This window comes from Nocardiopsis lucentensis DSM 44048 (assembly GCF_000341125.1).
GTDB classification, from domain to species: Bacteria; Actinomycetota; Actinomycetes; order Streptosporangiales; family Streptosporangiaceae; genus Nocardiopsis; species Nocardiopsis lucentensis.
This window is the reverse complement of sequence record NZ_ANBC01000229.1, coordinates 1-16,603: the sequence shown is the minus strand read 5'-3', so window position 1 is coordinate 16,603 and position 16,603 is coordinate 1. Positions and strand designations below refer to the sequence as shown.

The 16,603-nt window shown below is 72.0% G+C and carries 12 protein-coding genes and 2 pseudogenes; 6 read left to right on the top strand and 8 right to left on the bottom strand.

What is annotated here, in order from left to right; all coding sequences use genetic code 11:
• Positions 1 to 2,676: SCO7613 C-terminal domain-containing membrane protein (locus D471_RS40055; protein ID WP_017598079.1), on the top strand; the 2,676-nt coding region annotated here is incomplete at its 5' end.
• A gap of 298 nt (positions 2,677 to 2,974) precedes the next feature.
• Here D471_RS40055 and D471_RS0107695 read toward each other — a convergent pair.
• From D471_RS0107695 to D471_RS0107685, 3 genes are all read right to left on the bottom strand, one after another.
• Positions 2,975 to 4,369, bottom strand: a complete 1,395-nt coding sequence (locus D471_RS0107695) for a PhoH family protein (RefSeq protein ID WP_051059124.1) — start codon at positions 4,367 to 4,369, stop codon at positions 2,975 to 2,977.
• 273 nt (positions 4,370 to 4,642) lie between these two features.
• Positions 4,643 to 5,404, bottom strand: a complete 762-nt coding sequence (locus D471_RS0107690; RefSeq protein ID WP_017598077.1) for an isoprenyl transferase — start codon at positions 5,402 to 5,404, stop codon at positions 4,643 to 4,645.
• Between the two features lie 92 nt (positions 5,405 to 5,496).
• On the bottom strand, positions 5,497 to 6,108 hold the full coding sequence (locus tag D471_RS0107685; protein ID WP_051059123.1) for an RNA polymerase sigma factor: 612 nt from the start codon (positions 6,106 to 6,108) through the stop codon (positions 5,497 to 5,499).
• Positions 6,109 to 6,297: 189 nt separating this feature from the next.
• On the opposite strand from D471_RS0107685, the gene D471_RS0107680 reads away from it, so the two are divergent.
• Positions 6,298 to 7,665 (top strand): serine/threonine-protein kinase, encoded by a 1,368-nt coding sequence (locus D471_RS0107680; protein WP_017598075.1) that lies wholly within the window; start codon positions 6,298 to 6,300, stop codon positions 7,663 to 7,665.
• 187 nt (positions 7,666 to 7,852) lie between these two features.
• Here the strand turns inward: D471_RS0107680 and D471_RS0107675 are convergent, their stop codons facing one another.
• The 3 genes from D471_RS0107675 to mca all read right to left on the bottom strand — a co-directional run bounded on the left by D471_RS0107675 (position 7,853) and on the right by mca (position 11,120).
• Positions 7,853 to 9,886: a thioredoxin domain-containing protein gene (locus D471_RS0107675; RefSeq protein ID WP_017598074.1), complete on the bottom strand. Its 2,034-nt coding sequence runs from the start codon at positions 9,884 to 9,886 to the stop codon at positions 7,853 to 7,855.
• Positions 9,887 to 9,993: 107 nt separating this feature from the next.
• Entirely contained in the window at positions 9,994 to 10,236 is a 243-nt protein-coding gene (locus D471_RS0107670; RefSeq protein ID WP_026127511.1) for a hypothetical protein, read from the bottom strand.
• 5 nt (positions 10,237 to 10,241) lie between these two features.
• Positions 10,242 to 11,120, bottom strand: a complete 879-nt coding sequence (gene mca / locus D471_RS0107665; protein ID WP_017598072.1) for a mycothiol conjugate amidase Mca — start codon at positions 11,118 to 11,120, stop codon at positions 10,242 to 10,244.
• A gap of 155 nt (positions 11,121 to 11,275) precedes the next feature.
• Here mca and D471_RS0107660 point away from each other — a divergent pair, with 155 nt between their 5' ends.
• The 3 genes from D471_RS0107660 to D471_RS0107650 all read left to right on the top strand — a co-directional run bounded on the left by D471_RS0107660 (position 11,276) and on the right by D471_RS0107650 (position 13,089).
• Entirely contained in the window at positions 11,276 to 11,692 is a 417-nt protein-coding gene (locus D471_RS0107660; RefSeq protein ID WP_017598071.1) for a DUF4307 domain-containing protein, read from the top strand.
• A gap of 139 nt (positions 11,693 to 11,831) precedes the next feature.
• The gene (gene greA, locus D471_RS0107655; RefSeq protein ID WP_017598070.1) at positions 11,832 to 12,332 is read left to right on the top strand and encodes a transcription elongation factor GreA; all 501 of its coding nucleotides are present in this window, start codon (positions 11,832 to 11,834) and stop codon (positions 12,330 to 12,332) included.
• Between the two features lie 154 nt (positions 12,333 to 12,486).
• On the top strand, positions 12,487 to 13,089 hold the full coding sequence (locus D471_RS0107650; RefSeq protein WP_017598069.1) for an RDD family protein: 603 nt from the start codon (positions 12,487 to 12,489) through the stop codon (positions 13,087 to 13,089).
• Between the two features lie 72 nt (positions 13,090 to 13,161).
• Here the strand turns inward: D471_RS0107650 and D471_RS0107645 are convergent, their stop codons facing one another.
• Together D471_RS0107645 and D471_RS33410 are read right to left on the bottom strand one after the other, a co-directional pair.
• Positions 13,162 to 14,517 (bottom strand): hypothetical protein, encoded by a 1,356-nt coding sequence (locus D471_RS0107645; RefSeq protein WP_017598068.1) that lies wholly within the window; start codon positions 14,515 to 14,517, stop codon positions 13,162 to 13,164.
• A gap of 128 nt (positions 14,518 to 14,645) precedes the next feature.
• Positions 14,646 to 15,783 (bottom strand): annotated as a pseudogene (locus tag D471_RS33410) (FIST signal transduction protein).
• A gap of 191 nt (positions 15,784 to 15,974) precedes the next feature.
• Here D471_RS33410 and D471_RS0107635 point away from each other — a divergent pair.
• Positions 15,975 to 16,603, top strand: a pseudogene (locus D471_RS0107635) (magnesium chelatase); the annotation flags it as partial.

The following is a 16,603-nucleotide window of genomic DNA, read 5'->3' as shown; positions in this document are numbered from 1 at the left end:
CTGCTGGCGGTCCCGCCGCTTCTGGGGCTCCCCTCCGTCGCCGCGGCCGTCTGGGCGGTCCTGGGCGGCGCGGCGCTCGTTCTCAGCGCGTCGCTGCCGCGCTCGGGCCACCTGGGCTGGGTCCCCGCGACCACGGGCACCCTCACCGTGATCACGGGTGTGTGCTGGTCGCTGCCGACGGTCCACGGCACCGTGGCGGCGGTCCTGCTGGTGGCGACGACCGCGTTCGTCGTCGTCCTGCTCCGGGCCCGGACGGGTGTCGGCCGGCCGGACGGGCCCGCCCGCCCGCTGTACGTGGCCGGCGCCGCGCTGTGGGTACTCGCGCTGTTCGTGGGCGGCGCGCTGCTGGCCTGGTCGCGCGCGACGGGGACGATGACCGAACCGCTGGGCTGGCTGCTCGCCGCCCTCGTGCTCACCTCCGCGGCGACCGCCCTGCTGTTCGGACGGCTGCCGAACCCCTTCGCCGGGCCCGGGCGGGACGACTCCGTTCTCCCGTCGCTGGTCACCGTCACCGGACTGCTCCTGCTGCCGGTCGCCCCGCTGCTGACCGGCCCCGAGAACTCCCCCGTCCTCCCCGACCCCTCCCGCCCCCGCCCGCCGTGGTCGGCGCCCGTGTCGGCGCTGCTCGAACCGGCGCACACGGTGCTGGGGCTCCCGGCCCAGGAGAGCGCCGCCGCGGCCGCCGGGACCGCCCTCGGCGTCATCGCGACGGGCGCGCTGGTCGTCGGGGTCGCCCGTCTCGTCGACCGCCGATGGACCGCCGCGGCCCTCGCGCTCGCCGCGCCCACCGCGCTCGTGCCGCCGCCGGTGATCCTCGGACTGCCCTACGCCGTGGCCGTCGCGTGGACGGCGCTGCTCGGAGCCGTGCTCACCTTGGGCACGTCCCGGATCGCGGGCGGCTCCGGCTGGGTACCCGGGATCACCGGCACCCTCACCCTCCTGCTCGGGTTGCTGTGGGCGCTTCCGGAGCGGCACGCGACCCTGTTCGTGGTCGTGATGGTGGCCGCCGCCGCCCTGGCCAACGCCCTGACGCTGCCCCGAGCCTCCTCCCCGAACCGGCGCGACCGCGCGCCCAGGGTTCTGTGGACGGCGCTGTCACTGGGAGCGCTGGCCGCCGTGGTCGGCGCGGTCTGCCTGACCGCGGTGGTGGCCGTCGGGGCCGGACCCGCCCCCCGGTGGCTGCTCGCCGCGGCCGCGCTCCTGGTCGGGGCGGCGATGATGGTGGTCGGCCACCGCCCACCACCCGCCACCGCCCAGGGGTCGCTCCACGCGAGAGCGGCACGCCCTCAACCGACGCCCGCGACGTTCAGCCTGATCGGACTGGCCGCGCTCACGGTCGTGCCCCTGCTCGCGGGGCCGCACGGCGCGCCGGTGCTGGCCGGGTTCGCGCGGGTCCCCTTCCTCACCTCCGTCTCCCCGGAGGCCCTGCTCCGGCCCGCGTACGAGGTCCTCGGCCTCCCGGCCCAACCGGACACGGGCACGGCCCTGGCCGTGGCGTTCGGACTCGTCCTCTCCGGCGCGCTCGCCGTGGGTGCGGTCCTCCTCCTCGCGCGGAGGTGGACGACGCACGCCGTCGCACTCGTGACACCGTCCGCCCTCGCCCCCGTCCCGGTGGTGCTCGGCGCGCCGTTCGCCGTGGCACTCGTCTGGACCCTCGCGGTGGGGGCCGCCCTGACCGCGGGTTCGGCGCTGTCGAGGGATCGTCGGGTCGCCTGGGTGCCCGGCGCCTCGGGACTGTTCACCCTGCTGCTGGGGCTGGCCTGGTCCCTGCCCGAGCGGTACGCCCTCACCGCCGCCCTCATGGCCGTCGCGGTGGTGTGGGCGATCGCCGCCGCGCTGGCCAGAACCACGGTCGTGGCGGTGGCCGCCACCTCGGCGGCCACGACCGCGACCGGGGCGTTCGCGCTGGCACTGCCGCTGGCGCTGGGCGCACCCGTGGAGTACGCCGCGCTCGCGCCCATCGCGCTGGCGGCGGCGGTGGCGGCGGTCGCTCCCCGGTTGCGGAGCCCCCTGTTGGAGGCGGCGGAGGTCCCCGCCGCGCTGTGGGCCGTGCTCGCGGTGATCGTGACGAGCGCCGCCGGAGTACGCGGAGAGGTGATCGGCCTCGCCCTGGCTGTCGTGGGCGTCATCGCGCTGGCCAGCGCCGTCCGCCCGCGCCGCCGGTGGTTGGCCGTGGTCGGCGGGGCGCTCATGCTCGCCGCGCTGTGGACCGTGCTGGGGGCCTGGCGTGTGACCGCCCCTGAGGCGTACACGATCGTCCCGGCGGTCGCCGCGCTGGTCGTGGGATGGGAGTGGAGCCGCCGGGCTGTCCCTCCGCCCTCCAGCTGGGCGGCGTACGGGGGCGGACTGGCCCTGCTGCTCCTGCCGTCCGTGGTGATGCTGCTCGCCGACTCCGGCATGCTCTGGCGGGTTCCCGCAGTGCTCGCGGTGGGCCTGGCCGTCGCGGTGTGGGGGCTCCGGGCGCGGCTCCGGGCCGCGTTGGCCCTGGGGTCGGCGGCCCTGCTGCTGTCCTCGCTGCGGGCCTTCGGTCCGCCGCTGTGGGACCTCACCGTCCTGCTGCCCAACTGGGTGCCGTTCGCCGTCGTCGGCGCGGTCCTGCTCGTGGTGGGTGCGCGCTACGAGGCCAACCTGGCCCGGCTGCGCCGCCTGGGGGCACTGGTGTCCGGAATGCGCTGAGCTGTGTTCGTTTTGGGCCTCCGCTCCGCTTCGGCCCGGGTTCGAGCGCCCTCAAGGCAGGGATTCTTCATCCTCGTCCTCGCCTGACGCTCGTTCCTCGCTCGCGGCTCAACTCGTCTTGCAGAACCCCGCCGACACCCGAACGGCGTTCGTTTTGGGCCTCCGCTCCGCTTCGGCCCGGGTTCGAGCGTCCTCCAGGCAGGGATTCTTCATCGGCGATGGATACCGGGCGGCCGCGTATCCGGCCGCCCGGGGAGGAGGCCGCGCGCGGCCTCCTCCGGGCCGCGCGCGGCCCGCGTCAGTTCTCCAGCATCTCCGTGACCAGGGCGGCGATCGGGGACCGCTCGGACCGGTTCAGGGTGACGTGCGCGAACAGGGGGTGCCCCTTGAGCTTCTCGATCACCGCGACCACACCGTCGTGGCGGCCCACCCGCAGGTTGTCGCGCTGGGCGATGTCGTGGGTGAGCACCACCCGCGAGTTCTCACCCAGTCGGGAGAGCACGGTGAGCAGAACGCCGCGTTCCAGGGACTGGGCCTCGTCCACGATCACGAACGCGTCGTGCAGTGACCGGCCCCGGATGTGCGTGAGCGGGAGCACCTCCAGCATCCCCCGGTCCACGACCTCCTCGATGACGTCCTCGCTGGTCACCGCGGACAGGGTGTCGTGCACCGCCTGCCCCCACGGGTTCATCTTGTCGTTCTCGCTCCCGGGCAGGTAGCCCAGTTCCTGGCCGCCGACCGCGTAGAGCGGGCGGAACACCATCACCTTGCGGTGCTGGCGGCGCTCCAGGACCGACTCCAGCCCCGCGCACAGCGCCAGGGCCGACTTGCCCGTGCCCGCGCGCCCGCCCAGCGAGACGATGCCGACCTCCGGGTCCGTGAGCAGGTCCAGGGCGATCCGCTGCTCCGCGCTGCGGCCGTGCAGACCGAACACGTCGCGGTCGCCGCGCACCAGCCGCACCGACTTGTCGGGGCGCACGCGGCCCAGGGCCTTGCCCCGCTCGGACACGAGCACCAGACCCGTGTGGCACGGGAGGTCTCGGGCCTCCTCGATCTCACTGCCGCCGCCGTCGAACAGCTCCCCGATCCGGTGGGCGGGCACGTCCAGCTCGGCCATCCCCGTCCACCCGTGTTCGATGGCGAGCTCGGCCCGGTACTCATCGGCCGCCAGGCCGATCGAGGAGGCCTTGATCCGCATCGGCAGATCCTTGCTCACCAGCACGACGTCGCCCTCGGCGCCCTCGGCCGCCTCACCCGTCCCGTCCTCGTGGACGTACGGCGAGAGCTGGAGGTTGCGCGCCACGGTCAGGATCCGGGTGTCGTTGTCGCCGAGCCGAAAGCCCGCCGGAAGGACCTCCGGATCACTGTGGTTGAGCTCGACACGGAGCGTCCCGCCCAGCTCGTTCACCGGCACGGGGACGTCCAGCCGACCGTTGGCGACCCGCAGGTCGTCCAGGAGGCGCAGCGCCTGACGCGCGAAGTACCCGAGTTCCGGGTGGTGTCGCTTGCTCTCCAGCTCGGTGATCACCACCACGGGGATGACGACCTCGTGCTCGGCGAAGCGGGTGACCGCCATCGGGTCGGCGAGCAGGACGCTGGTGTCGAGCACGTACACGCGCGTGCCCTCCGTCACCTCCGGGTGGGGGGTGGTGGGGGACTGGGTGTCACGGCGATCGGTCGAGGAACTAGCCACTCGTTCTCCCCTTGGGCACCGCGAGGGCGCCCTACTGTCACGGGATCATGGAGGACCGGGACCTGGCCCCTGAGGGCCGGGTCCGGCCCTCCTCGTTGACGTTCCGCTGTGACGGAGGAGATCAATGAGCCGGGGCCTCCCGAACGGGTGGACGAACACCACCCGTCTGATCCGACGCTACGTGCCCACCGGCCCGTTTTCCAGAGCCCCGGCCCGACAGGCGGTGAACACCGCGTTAAGGGGGTCCGCCGCGACGGGCGGAGGGGATGGGGGTCAGGAGCCGAAGCGACGGTTGCGCGCGCCGTACGAGCGCAGTGCACGAAGGAAGTCGACCCTGCGGAAAGCAGGCCAGTGGACCTCGCAGAAGTAGAACTCCGAGTGCACGCTCTGCCACAGCATGAAACCGGACAGGCGCTGTTCCCCCGACGTGCGGATGAGCAGGTCGGGGTCTGGCTGACCGCGCGTGTAGAGATGCCGTGCGATGTCTTCGATGTCCAGGCGCTCGGCCAGCTCCTGGATACCGGTGCCCTTGGTCGCCTCCTCCTGGAGGAGGGACCGAACCGCGTCGGCGATCTCACGTCTACCCCCATACCCGACGGCGACGTTGACAACCAGGCCTGGATTGCCCGATGTGGCCGATTCTGCCTCTTTCAGGGCCCGGGCGGTGGTGTCGGGCAGGACGTCGAGGGCGCCGACGGGCCGCGTGTTCCACCCTTCGGCGCGCAGCCGGCCGACGGTGGCCTCGATGATGCGCAGGAGCGGCTGGAGCTCGGAGTCGTCGCGGGTCAGGTTGTCGGTGGACAGCATCCAGATGGTGACCACCTGTACGCCCAGCTCGTCGCACCAGCGCAGCAGCTCGAAGATCTTGTCCGCACCAGCCCGGTGCCCGTCCTCCAGGGCCTGCTTGCCGCTGCTCCGGGCCCAGCGCCGGTTCCCGTCCAGCACCACACCGACGTGGCGCGGCATCTCCTGGCTGGTCAGGTGACGTTCGAGACGTCGCTCGTACAACCAGTACAGGGGGTCACGAAGCCCCATGGGCGATACCTCTCAGAGCTGGAGCAGGAACGGCGCGCACCGGAGCGGCGACCGGGAAGGGATATGTCCCCAGAGTAGTTCGCCGACGGAAGCTACGTCACAGCCAGGGACTTGCGCACGTGCTTGCGTCCCTGGTGGATACGCGACTTGACCGTGCCCAACGCCAGGTTGAGCTCGGAGGCGATCTCGTTGTAGTCCATCTGGCACAGGTCGCGCAGGACCAAGGGGGCCACGAGGTTCGGGCGGTCCTTCTCCAGCTGGTCGAGGGCCTCCAGCAGGTCGATGCGGGAGCCGGCGATGACGCTGGTGGTGCGGGGGTCGCTCTGGTGGGGCATGCGCTCGGCCTCGGTGGGGAACTCGGCCGAACGGCGCTTCATGGAGCGGTAGGTCTGGCGGGCGGAGTTGGACACCACCGTGTACAGCCAGGTGGTGAAGAGGGAGTCGCCCTTGAAGCTGTCGATCTTGCGGGCCACCCGCAGCAGCGCGTCCTGGCACGCCTCCTCGGCGTCCTGGCGGTAGGGCAGGAAGCGGGAGCAGCGGCGCAGCACCTCGGGCTGGATACGGCGGAGGAGTTCGTCCAGGGCCACGGCGTCACCGCCCTTGGCCCGTCGCGCGAGGTCCTCCAGCTCCTCGTCGACGTTGCTCGCCACCCGGCGCCGGGGCGCGGGCTTCTCTTCGTGGTCTGGGCGGTCACTACTGGCCATAGTCGGTCTCTCCCTGAATCGCACCCCTCGGTGCACACGTCCCCCGTCGGAGTCCAGTGGTTTTCCACGTCCCGCAGCGCTCGGAGGTATCCGGAGTGGGGATCATATCCGTGGAAGGCGGCACGGGGGTCTGGATGGTGTATTAGTGGGCAACGACCGCGTATCCACCCCCGAAACACCGAGGCGGACATGAGCCAACCGGAGGCCTTCGGACGTTACCGCGTCATCCGGCGCCTGGGTTCCGGCTCCTTCGCGACCGTCTGGTTGGCACAGGACGATCTACTCAACTATCCGGTGGCCATCAAGGTACTCGCCGAGAACTGGGCACACCAGATGGATATCCAGCACCGGTTCCTGGAGGAGGCGCGCATCCTGCGCCAGACCGACTCCACCTGGCTGATCGCGGTGCACGACGTCGACGTGCTGCCCGACGGACGCCCCTACATGGTCATGACCTACGCCGACCAAGGGAGCGTGGCCGACCTCGTTCGCCGAGGTCAGCTGCCCCTCGACGAGGCGCTGCGACTGCTGACCGAGATCGGCCAGGGCATCACCGTGCTGCACAACCACGGCACGATCCACCGTGACATCAAGCCGTCCAACGTGCTGCTCCAGTCGTCACCGGTGGGACAGAGGGTGCTGGTGGCGGACCTGGGGTTCGCGAAGTCGATCGACGAGGCGTCGGGGTTCACCGCGGCGGCGGGGACCCCCGGGTACATGTCGCCCGAGCAGAGCATCCCCGGCGGTGACCTGGACGTTCGCTCGGACGTGTACTCGCTGGGCGCGGTCGCCTACGAACTCATCACCGGTCGGCCGCCGTCGCGACCTCCGGTACGGATCGCACCTGGCCGGATCCGGCCAGGACTGCCCCCAGCGCTCGACGAACTCATTCTGTCGGCACTTTCGGTGGACCGGGAAAGCCGTCCAGGGGACGCCAAAACCTTCACCGACCGGGTCCGGGCGATCCGTATGGCCCCCGATCTGCCCACCGCCGACCCGTGGTGGCGCCGCTACCGGATGCCCTGGCACAAGGTGGGCGGCCTGGTGGTCGCACTCGCCGTGATGACCATGGGCGTCACCGCCTCCGTCGGCCACCCCGGGATGGACCTGAAGCTCGTCAGGTCCAACGACCACTCGCTGGAGATGCGCGTCCCCCTGGTCTGGATCGACGAGTTCGACACCGACCTGGAGGCCCGGCCCGTGACGGTGAACGCGGGCGCGGAGCCCGGTCTGCTCTTCGCGACCGACGCCGAGAACTGGCGCTCCGCCGACCAGCCGTCCTACGGGGTCTACGCGACGGTCATGCCGGGGGTCCAGCCCCTGAGCTCGATCACCGACACCGAGCCGTGCCCGGGCGCCCCCACCGAACGCCTCATCGACGACGGCATGTGGGAGGGCAGCGCGTGGGACTGGCCGGACTGCAACGACAACGGGTCCTTCACCATCGCGGCCGTCCACGAGTCCGGCGTGCCCAAGACCGTCTACCTGGAGATCCGGCAGCCCGACTACCGGCCCGACCTCGTGGACAAGATCATCGGCGCGGTCACCCTCCGCTAGACGGTGTTCCTTGGGGCCTCCGTCTCGCTTCGGCCCGTGTTCGAGCGCCCGCAGGAGCAGGGATGCTTCTCCCCCTTCGTCGCCCTCCACCGCCCTCAACGGACGCCTACGGCGCGGCCCTGGCCTCTTGGAACCCTGCCGACGCCCGAACGACACCCCCTCGGGTGGACCGTTCCGAGGAAAGGCCCTAGCCCTCCAGCTGCCGCCTCAGCTCCTCCGGTGAGGTGACGGGCAGTTTGCACGTGAAGCCCTCGCACACGTACGCGGTGGCCCGGCCGCCGATCGGCGCACGCCCCCGAAGCAGCGGCACTCCCCCGTCGTCCCGGCCGTCTCCGCGCGAGAACACCGTTCCCAGGGGAGCCCAGCGCAGCGCCGTGCGCGCCAACTCGTCGGCCGCGGGGTCACCGGGATCGCCGACGACCGCGACCGCCCGGGGGCCACTCAGGACGGCCTCGCCCGTGGTCAGACCCCAGCCCGCGAACCGGGCCGCCTTCTCCGCCAGGAGGGTCACCGGGGACAGCGCGCCCTCGGCGGCGGTCCGGTGCCGTTCCGAACCGGTGAGCGCCGCATACGTCAGCAACGCCGAGGCGGCGGCCGACCACCCCGAGGGAGCGGCGTTGTCGGTGGGGTCCTGGGGACGGCTGAACAGGCGCTCGGCGTCGTCGGCGGTGTCGAAGAACCCGCCCTCCCCGTCACCGAAGCGGTCCAGGACGGTGTCCAGCAGACGCCCGGCCTCGTGCACGTAGCGGGCCTCGCCCGTCACACCGTGCAGGGCCAGCAGGCCCTCGGCCATGTCCGCGTAGTCCTCCAGCACGCCCGCGCTGGTCCCGACCCGTCCGTCGCGCGAGGTGCGCATCAGACGGCCATCGCGGACGTGGACGTCCAGGACCAGGTCGGCCGCGGTCCGGGCGGCCTCCACGAGGTCGGGGCGCTCCAGCAGGGTCCCCGCCTCGGCCAGGGCGGCGACGGCCAGGCCGTTCCACGCGGCCACCACCTTGTCGTCCCGGCCGGGGGCCACACGGTCCTCCCGCGCACGCAGCAGGGCCGCGCGGACGCGTTCGTGGCGCCAGACGTCGGCCGGGGGCCGGGGGAGCTGAAGGACCGAGGTCCCGCGTTCGAAGGTGCCCTCCTCGGTGACCCCGAACACGCGCGCGGCGAACTCGGCGTCCTCCTGATCGAGGACCTCGCGCAGTTGGGCGGGCGTCCACACGTAATAGGTGCCCTCCTCCCCCTCGCTGTCGGCGTCCAGCGACGAGGCGAAGCCGCCCTCGGGGGTGCGCAGGTCGCGGAGCATCCAGTCGGCGGTCTCCTCGGCGACCCGGCGCAGGAGGGCGTGGTCGCCGCTCTCCGCGGGGCCGGAGCCGGGCGGTCGGCGGCTCATCCTCGTGTAGGCGCGCAGCAGGAGGGCGTTGTCGTAGAGCATCTTCTCGAAGTGGGGCACCACCCACTCCCGGTCGACCGAGTACCGGGCGAAGCCGCCGCCGAGCTGGTCGTAGATGCCTCCGCGCGCCATCGCCACGGCCGTGCCCCCCGCCATGAGCCCGGCGGGGGTGGGTTCCTGGGCGGACTGGAACGGCAGGGTGCGCTCGTGCTGCGCGGTGAGGAACGACAGCAGCATCGACGGCGGGAACTTGGGCGCCGCGCCGAAACCACCGTTGGCGTGGTCGTAGTCGCGGATGAGCGCCTGCACCGCCAGGTCCAGGGTCTCCCGGGCGGGCGGGGGCGCGGCGGCCAGCGTGCGCGGCCCGCTGAGCGCGGTCACCACACGTTCGCCCTGGTGGAGGAGTTCGTCGCGCTTGTCGCGCCAGGCGGTGGCCACACCCTCCAGGAGCCGCTGGAAGTGGTCGCGCGGGAAGTAGGTCCCACAGTAGAACGGCGCGCCGTCGGGGGTGGCGAACACGGTCATCGGCCACCCGCCCTGGCCCGTCATGGCCTGGGTCGCCTCCATGTAGACCGCGTCGACGTCGGGGCGCTCCTCACGGTCCACCTTGATATTGACGAACAGAGCGTTCATCCGTTCGGCGGTCGCCGGGTCCTCGAAGGACTCGTGGGCCATCACGTGGCACCAGTGGCAGGCGGCGTAACCGACGGAGACGAGCACGGGCACGTCACGACGGCGCGCCTCGGCGAACGCCTCCTCACCCCAGGGGTACCACTCCACGGGGTTGTCGGCGTGTTGCAGGAGGTACGGGCTGGTCGCGTCGCTCAGGCGGTTGGACATACCCCCACTCTGCCACCCGAGGGTCGCCCGCGAGGGGGAGGTACCGCGCCGAAGGCGTCGGTTGAGGGTGACGGGCGGGCCCCGCTGGGTCTCGGCGGGGCCGACCGTCAGTCCCTCGCGGCCTCCGCGCCCTCGCCGGAGGCGCCGGCCACGGACGTGCCGCTCCCGTCGGCCTCGTCGGCGTCGGCGGACAGGGTCCGAAGCTTCCCGGTCATGTTGCGCATGAGGAAGTAGAGTCCGACGCCGACCGCGAACACCATGAGGAAGCCGAGGACGCCCGGGGTCACGAGGTTCCGGTCCATCTGGACCTCTTCCGCCAGCACAGCCGCGGAGGTCAAAAGCGTGTTCATACCACTCATACTCTCACCGCGTCCGTGACGCCCGCGAAGAGGTCCGTCTCCGGGACCTCCGTGTCGACCAGGGACCGGACCAGGTGGTAGTCCTCCGTCGGCCAGGCCTCGACCCGGACCTCGTTCGGCACCGCGAACCAGAACCCGTTGGGGTCCACCTGGGTGGCGTGCGCCTTGAGCGCCTCGTCGGCGACCTCGAAGTACTCACTCACCCCCACCTGGGTGGTGATCTCCCAGCGGGGGCGGTCCTGCTCCTTGATGCGGTCGACCCACTCGGCGAACGGGTTCTCCAGTCCGCGCTCGGCGAGCACCTTGGCCAGGGCGTCGAAACGCTCGGGCGGGAAGGAGACGAAGTAATAGAGCTTGAGGGGCTGCCAGGGGTCTCCGGAGCCGGGGTAGGCGTCCGGGTCACCCGCGGTGTCGAAGGCGCGCATCGACACCTTGTGGGTCATGATGTGGTCCGGGTGGGGGTACCCGCCGTTCTCGTCGTAGGTGAGGATGACGTGCGGACGGAACCGGCGGATGGACGCGACGAGGGGCTCGGCGGCCTCCTCGACGGGGAGGGTGGCGAAGCTGCCCTCCGGAAGCGGCGGCAGCGGGTCGCCCTCCGGGAGGCCGGAGTCGACGAAACCGGCGAACTCCTGCCGGACGCCGAGGATCTCCCTCGCTCGCTCCATCTCCTCACGGCGAACCTGGGCGATGTTCTCTCGGATCTCGGGACGTTCCATCGCGGGGTTGAGGATGTCGCCGCGTTCGCCACCGGTCATGGTGACGACGAGCACGTCGACTCCCTCCTCCACGTAACGCGCCATGGTGGCCGCGCCCTTGCTGGACTCGTCGTCGGGGTGGGCATGAACCGCCATGAGGCGCAGGCGCTCGGACAACGAAGGCTTCTCCTTGACTCGGTGAACGGCTCGACGGGTAGGCCGTCCGGGCACCCCGAATGCACGGCATGGACGACTCACGCGTGGGCCGAGTAGGGGGGTTGTCGGGTCGGGGATATCTTAGACAACACCGTCCCCTCGTTCGGAGATTCCCGATGCCCGCGACCCCGGAAGAAGCCGCCGTGAACAGTGCCGACGCCGCACCCGCGCTCCGCAAGCGCCATGGCAACGGCCCGCTCTTCTTCCTCTTCGGAACCATCTTCGCCGTCATCACGGCGGTCGGGTGGGGGTACTCCGTCATGAACTACAACGGGCTGGCCGGTGGGGTGTACCACCAGGTGGTGTCGTTCGAGGTCCGTTCGGCCGACGAGGCGAGGATCACCTTCGAGGTGAACAGTCAGGGCGGGGCCCGGTGCCTCGTCTCGGCGCTGGACGACCAGATGGTCCAGGTCGGTCAGGACAGCGTCACGGTCGAGCCGGGGAACCGGATGGTGACCACGAGCGTTGACACGCTTCGACAGGCTTCCACGGTAGAAGTGGCCTCGTGCAGGGAACAAGACCCGCAGAACTGATCCACCGAACCCTCCCCCTGCCTGGCCCGGTACCAGGGCGGAGTCACGAGGCCCGTGTGCGTCGACGCTCGGTGATATTCTCGTGAGTTCAGCTCTGGCCGCCTGGTGGCCATTGCTACTAGTACACCAAGGAGTTCCCGTGACCCAGACCCGCGACGACAACGTCACCTGGCTCACCCAGGAGGCGTACGACCGGCTCAAGGGAGAGCTGGACCACCTGACGGGGCGCGGGCGCGTCGAGATCGCGGAGAAGATCGAGGCGGCCCGGGAAGAGGGCGACCTGAAGGAGAACGGCGGCTACCACGCCGCCAAGGAGGAGCAGGGCAAGATGGAGGCCCGCATCCTTCAGCTCACCGAGATCCTGCGCACCGCGCGGGTCGGCGAGGCGCCCCGCACCGAGGGTGTGGTGGGCCCCGGTATGACGGTCACCATCCGGTTCGACGGTGACGACGAGGAGGTCACCTTCCTCCTCGCCTCGCGGGAGGAGAGCGGAGCTCCCATAGACGTGTACTCCCCGAAGTCGCCGCTCGGCGCGGCCATCAACGGCAAGCGCGTCGGCGACAACGTGAGCTACCAGCTGCCCAACGGCCGAAGCCTGGGCGTGGAGATCATCGACGCCGTGCCGTACAGCGGGGCCTGACACTCCAAAGGCCGGTGGGGGGGCGTCGGCCTGCCCCTCACCGGCCACCCGAGGGCGGATCGTGACGGGTCACACCGGCCACGGCGGTCCCGTCGATACCGTGGAGGGGCAGACCCCGCCTCGTTCTCCCAACGACCGACGCCCGAGGAACCGCATGTCCACCCCCCGTTGGAATCCGCAGGACCCCGCGTACGGCGCCCCGTACGCCCAGGGGGCCGGCTGGGGCCCCGCCGCCCCGCCCCACCGCCCCGCCCCCGCCGCGTGGGCACACTCCGGCTCCGCCGTCCCCGGTCGCCACGACGGCCCGGAACTGGCCGGGTTCGGCCGCCGTCTGACGGCTCGGGCGATCGACTACGTCCTCGCGGTCGTCGCGGCGTTCGTCTTCTTCGTGATCGTCGTCCTCCTGGTGGCCGTGCTGACCGGCGGCAGTGACACGAGCGACGCCCAGGCCAACGTGTGGGCCCTGGTGTTCGTGTTCGGCTGGGGTCTGCTGCTGTTCTTCTACGACTGGCTGTACCTGGCGGCGTGGGGACGCACGCTGGGCAAGATGCTGGTCGGGATCAAGGTGGTCAGCGCCGCCGACGGCGGGAGGCTCAGCCAGGGCCAGTCCCTGGGCCGCTCGGCGCTGTTCGGCCTCCCCCAGTCCCTGCCGTTCCTGGGGCACCTGTTCTCCCTGGGCGAGTCCATGGCCGCGCTCGGCGACCAGCGCCAGGCCCTGCACGACCGCACCGCGGGAACGGTCGTCATCCGCACCTGAGCGGCCGTCCGACCCGCTGCGGCCCGAGCCCGCCACCGGTGTCCGGGCCGCGTCCGCGCGCCGTCGCCTCCGTCACGGCAGCGGTTCGCACGCGGGCGCGTCGGCGCCTCCCTCGGCGAACACCGCCGGGACGTAGTTGTCCTCCCCGATCCGGTACCAGGCGTCGTCCGCCCCGAACGGCCCGCGGATCTCGTCACCGACGGCCTGGCAGTCCACGTCCACGACCGCCGTGTGCGCGGCCAGCCCCACCGGGGCGTGGCCGGTACCGGGACCGCCCCGAACGATCACCGGGGCGCGCCGGCTCTGCGTGGTGATCCTGGCCTTCGAGCGGTACTCGGCGGTCCACAGGTAGTCGACCCGCACCCACCCGTTGGTGGGCAGTCGGAGCCCCTCGCGAAACGCGCCGTCGGCCAGGTCGATCCCGGCCGGGTTGCGGACGCGGCGGCCGAACCCGTCGAGTCCGCCGTTGTGCCCGTCGGTGTAGGCCGCCTGCGCCTGGGGGCGGCCGTGGAGCAGCTCCGGCCAGGACTGCCGGGACTCGTTCCAGTGGTCGTCGGTGATGTTCCACGGGCCCACGTCCCACACGGGAAGGTAGGCGCAGCGCGCGACGTGGTCGTCGGGCACGCCCCGGGGGACGGTCGGACCCAGCGCCCCCGTCGTGCACACCCGCACCGTGTACTCTCCCCCGCCCCGGTTCGCGAGCGCCCGACGCGACGGCAGCGCGACGAAGTGGTCGTCGGGGCGGATGGTGTGTCCGTTGGCGGTACGTCCGCCGACCAGGCCGATCCTGGTGGCGAAGAGATGGGCCGAGAACGGTTCGGCCCGCGTGTCCGCTCCCTCGTGCCCTTCCTGTTCCCCCTCGCCCCCGGGCCCCTCCGGCCGGTCCCGGGGCGTGTCCTGCCCGGTGCCCGGCCCGTCCGATCCCGGTCCTCCGTCCTCCGGGTCGGCCACGCGCAGACCCAGCCCGGTCAGGGCGGTGTCGTCGCCGTCGAGTTCCACCCGGACCTGTACGCGGGAGACGTGCTCGGGCAGGGTGATCGCGCCGTCACCCCGTGCGGGGTGCCACTCGGTCCACATGCCGTCGGCGCGCACGCCACGCGCCTCGGTCAGCACGTCCCGACCGTCCCCCTCGGCCCGGACACGCACGTCCACCGTGTCGGTGCGCGCGCCCAGGCCCTGTTCGGGGAAGACCGCCATACCGGTGTCGGTCTCCGGGTGCTCCCTGCGCGCCCCGACGCGGTTCTCCTTCCCGGCCGCGCCGACGCGCAGAGCGCCGCCGTCGAGCAGCAGGCCGACCCGGTCCGCGGAGGCGAGGTCCTGGGGGATCCACCCGGCGCGCGCGTGGGCCGGGGTCGCGGGCATCAGCAGGGCCAGAGCGCTCAGGGCGGCCAGAGTCCGCACGGTGGCCGGGCGGTGTCGGTCGGACATCGCGTGTTCCCTCACCCGAGAAGAAGCATGTGGTCACTCTCAGTAAGCGCCCTGGTGCGCGCGCACTCAAGGAGCTTGTGTCGGGTGTTGGTGATACGACGGTAAAAGTCCGGCTTACCAGGCAACCCTCAGTCAGCGAAGGCCAGGAGGCAGGCGGTGAAGCCGTGGACGTGATTGACACCGCTGACCGGGCCGATCTCCCCGGCCGCGAAGAAACCCGCCACGGCCTCCACGCCCAGGATGCGGCGGACGGCCAGCACGTCGTGGTCGGCCTGCGGGAACAGGGCCTCGCCCCGCCCGTTGCAGGAGAAGAGCAGCCCCGCGCCGACCTCGTGCTCGGCACCGAAGTCGGCCAGTCTGCGGGCCAGGTCCTCATCGGCGGTGCCCGCGTCGCGCACCTGGAAGCGCACGGTCTGGCCCACCTCGACCATGTCCCCGACGGCCAGCGCGCCCATCTCCGGGTCGACGCCGCTGAGCGCACGGATCAGGAAGTCGCCTTGTTCGTGGTGCTCGGCGTACTCGTCCATGGCGATGCCCACGTGCAGCCCCTGGACGGCCAGCGCACGGTCCTCGTCGCTGAGCGAGTCCACCAGCTCCTCCAGCTTCTCGTAGGCGTTGGTGCCCGCGAGTTCCATCAGGAGGTTGCCCTCGGCCTTGGTGACGGTCATGTTCGGGCCGATCGGGCGGCAGCCCTGGCTGACCACCGTCCCGAGCACGCCCTCACCGCCGACCAGCACACCGACGGCGCCGCTGTCCACGGCCTCGCCTTCGTAGAACAACCGCACGGAGTCCNGCCACCCCGCCGACCAGCGGCAGCCCGCCGAGCGCCGGAGTGGACTCCCGGACGAAGGCCTGGGTGGGGAACTCGTAGGGGTTGGTGAGCAGGATCGCCGCCCGGTCGCGGGGGCCGGGCTCACGCATCCCGACCACGGCGAGGTGGTCGTCCTCCAGGATGGTGTCCAAGCGGAACGGTGTGAGCTCCACCCCGGGAAGCCGCGCGCACCAGACGCTGACCGCCCCCTGGTCCTCCACCCCCCGGCCGCCGCCGATCACACCGGTGGAGCTGCACCCCACGGCGACGGCGCCCGGCGCGAGTTCCATCACGCGTCTCCCGGCAAGGGTGACCTCGTCCGGATCGGCGCCGCTGACGAAGAAGCACAGTAGGTCGACCGGCCCCTCCACCTGCTCCAAGGCGGCCCGCACGGCCCGTTCGGCCGCGTTCACGAGGTCGGCCCCCGTCGTCAGAGCATCGCCGAACCGCGTCACCAGCCGCCACCCCGCCTTCACCGGCCCCTGCCGGACCTCGGACCGAACCTTCTCCTCCCATTCTTCCACTCCCCGCCCCGCTCTGGGGTGATTCGCGCCCGAGCCGTGCTCGCCTCGGACCTCCGGTGCGGCACCCCTGCCCGGGCTCGCGTCGCCGACGGAACGGTCCTAGACTCCCTCGGGTGAGTCCCATCACGCCTCCCACGCCGCCGAAGGACCTCCCGAGCACCCTGGCCGCACTGCGCGAGTCCGGGCACGTCCACCGTTCGGTGGCCGCCGAGGTCCGGGACAACCTCCTGCGCCGGATGGGCGAGGGCCGCCCCCGCTTCCCGGGCCTGCACGGCTTCGACGGCACGGTGCTCCCCCAGGTCGAGCGAGCCCTGATCGCGGGACACGACATCGTCCTCCTGGGCGAGCGCGGCCAGGGAAAGACACGGCTGATCCGCACCCTGGCCGGGCTGCTGGACGAGTGGTCTCCGGCCGTGGCCGGGTGCCCGGTCAACGACCACCCGTTCACCCCCGTCTGCCCGGGATGCCGCGCGCGGGCGGCCCGCGGGGACGGCTCCCTCCCCGTGGTCTGGCGGCACCGCGCCGAGCGGTACGGCGAGAAGCTCGCCACCCCCGACACCGGGGTCGGTGAGCTGATCGGCGACGTGGACCCGGCACGACTGGCCGAGGGCCGGTCGCTGGGCGACCCCGAGACCATCCACTACGGCCTCGTCCCCCGCGCCAACCGGGGCGTGTTCTGCGTCAACGAACTGCCCGACCTGCCCGCGCGCGCCCAGGTGGCGCTGTTCAACGTCCTGGAGGAGCGCGACCT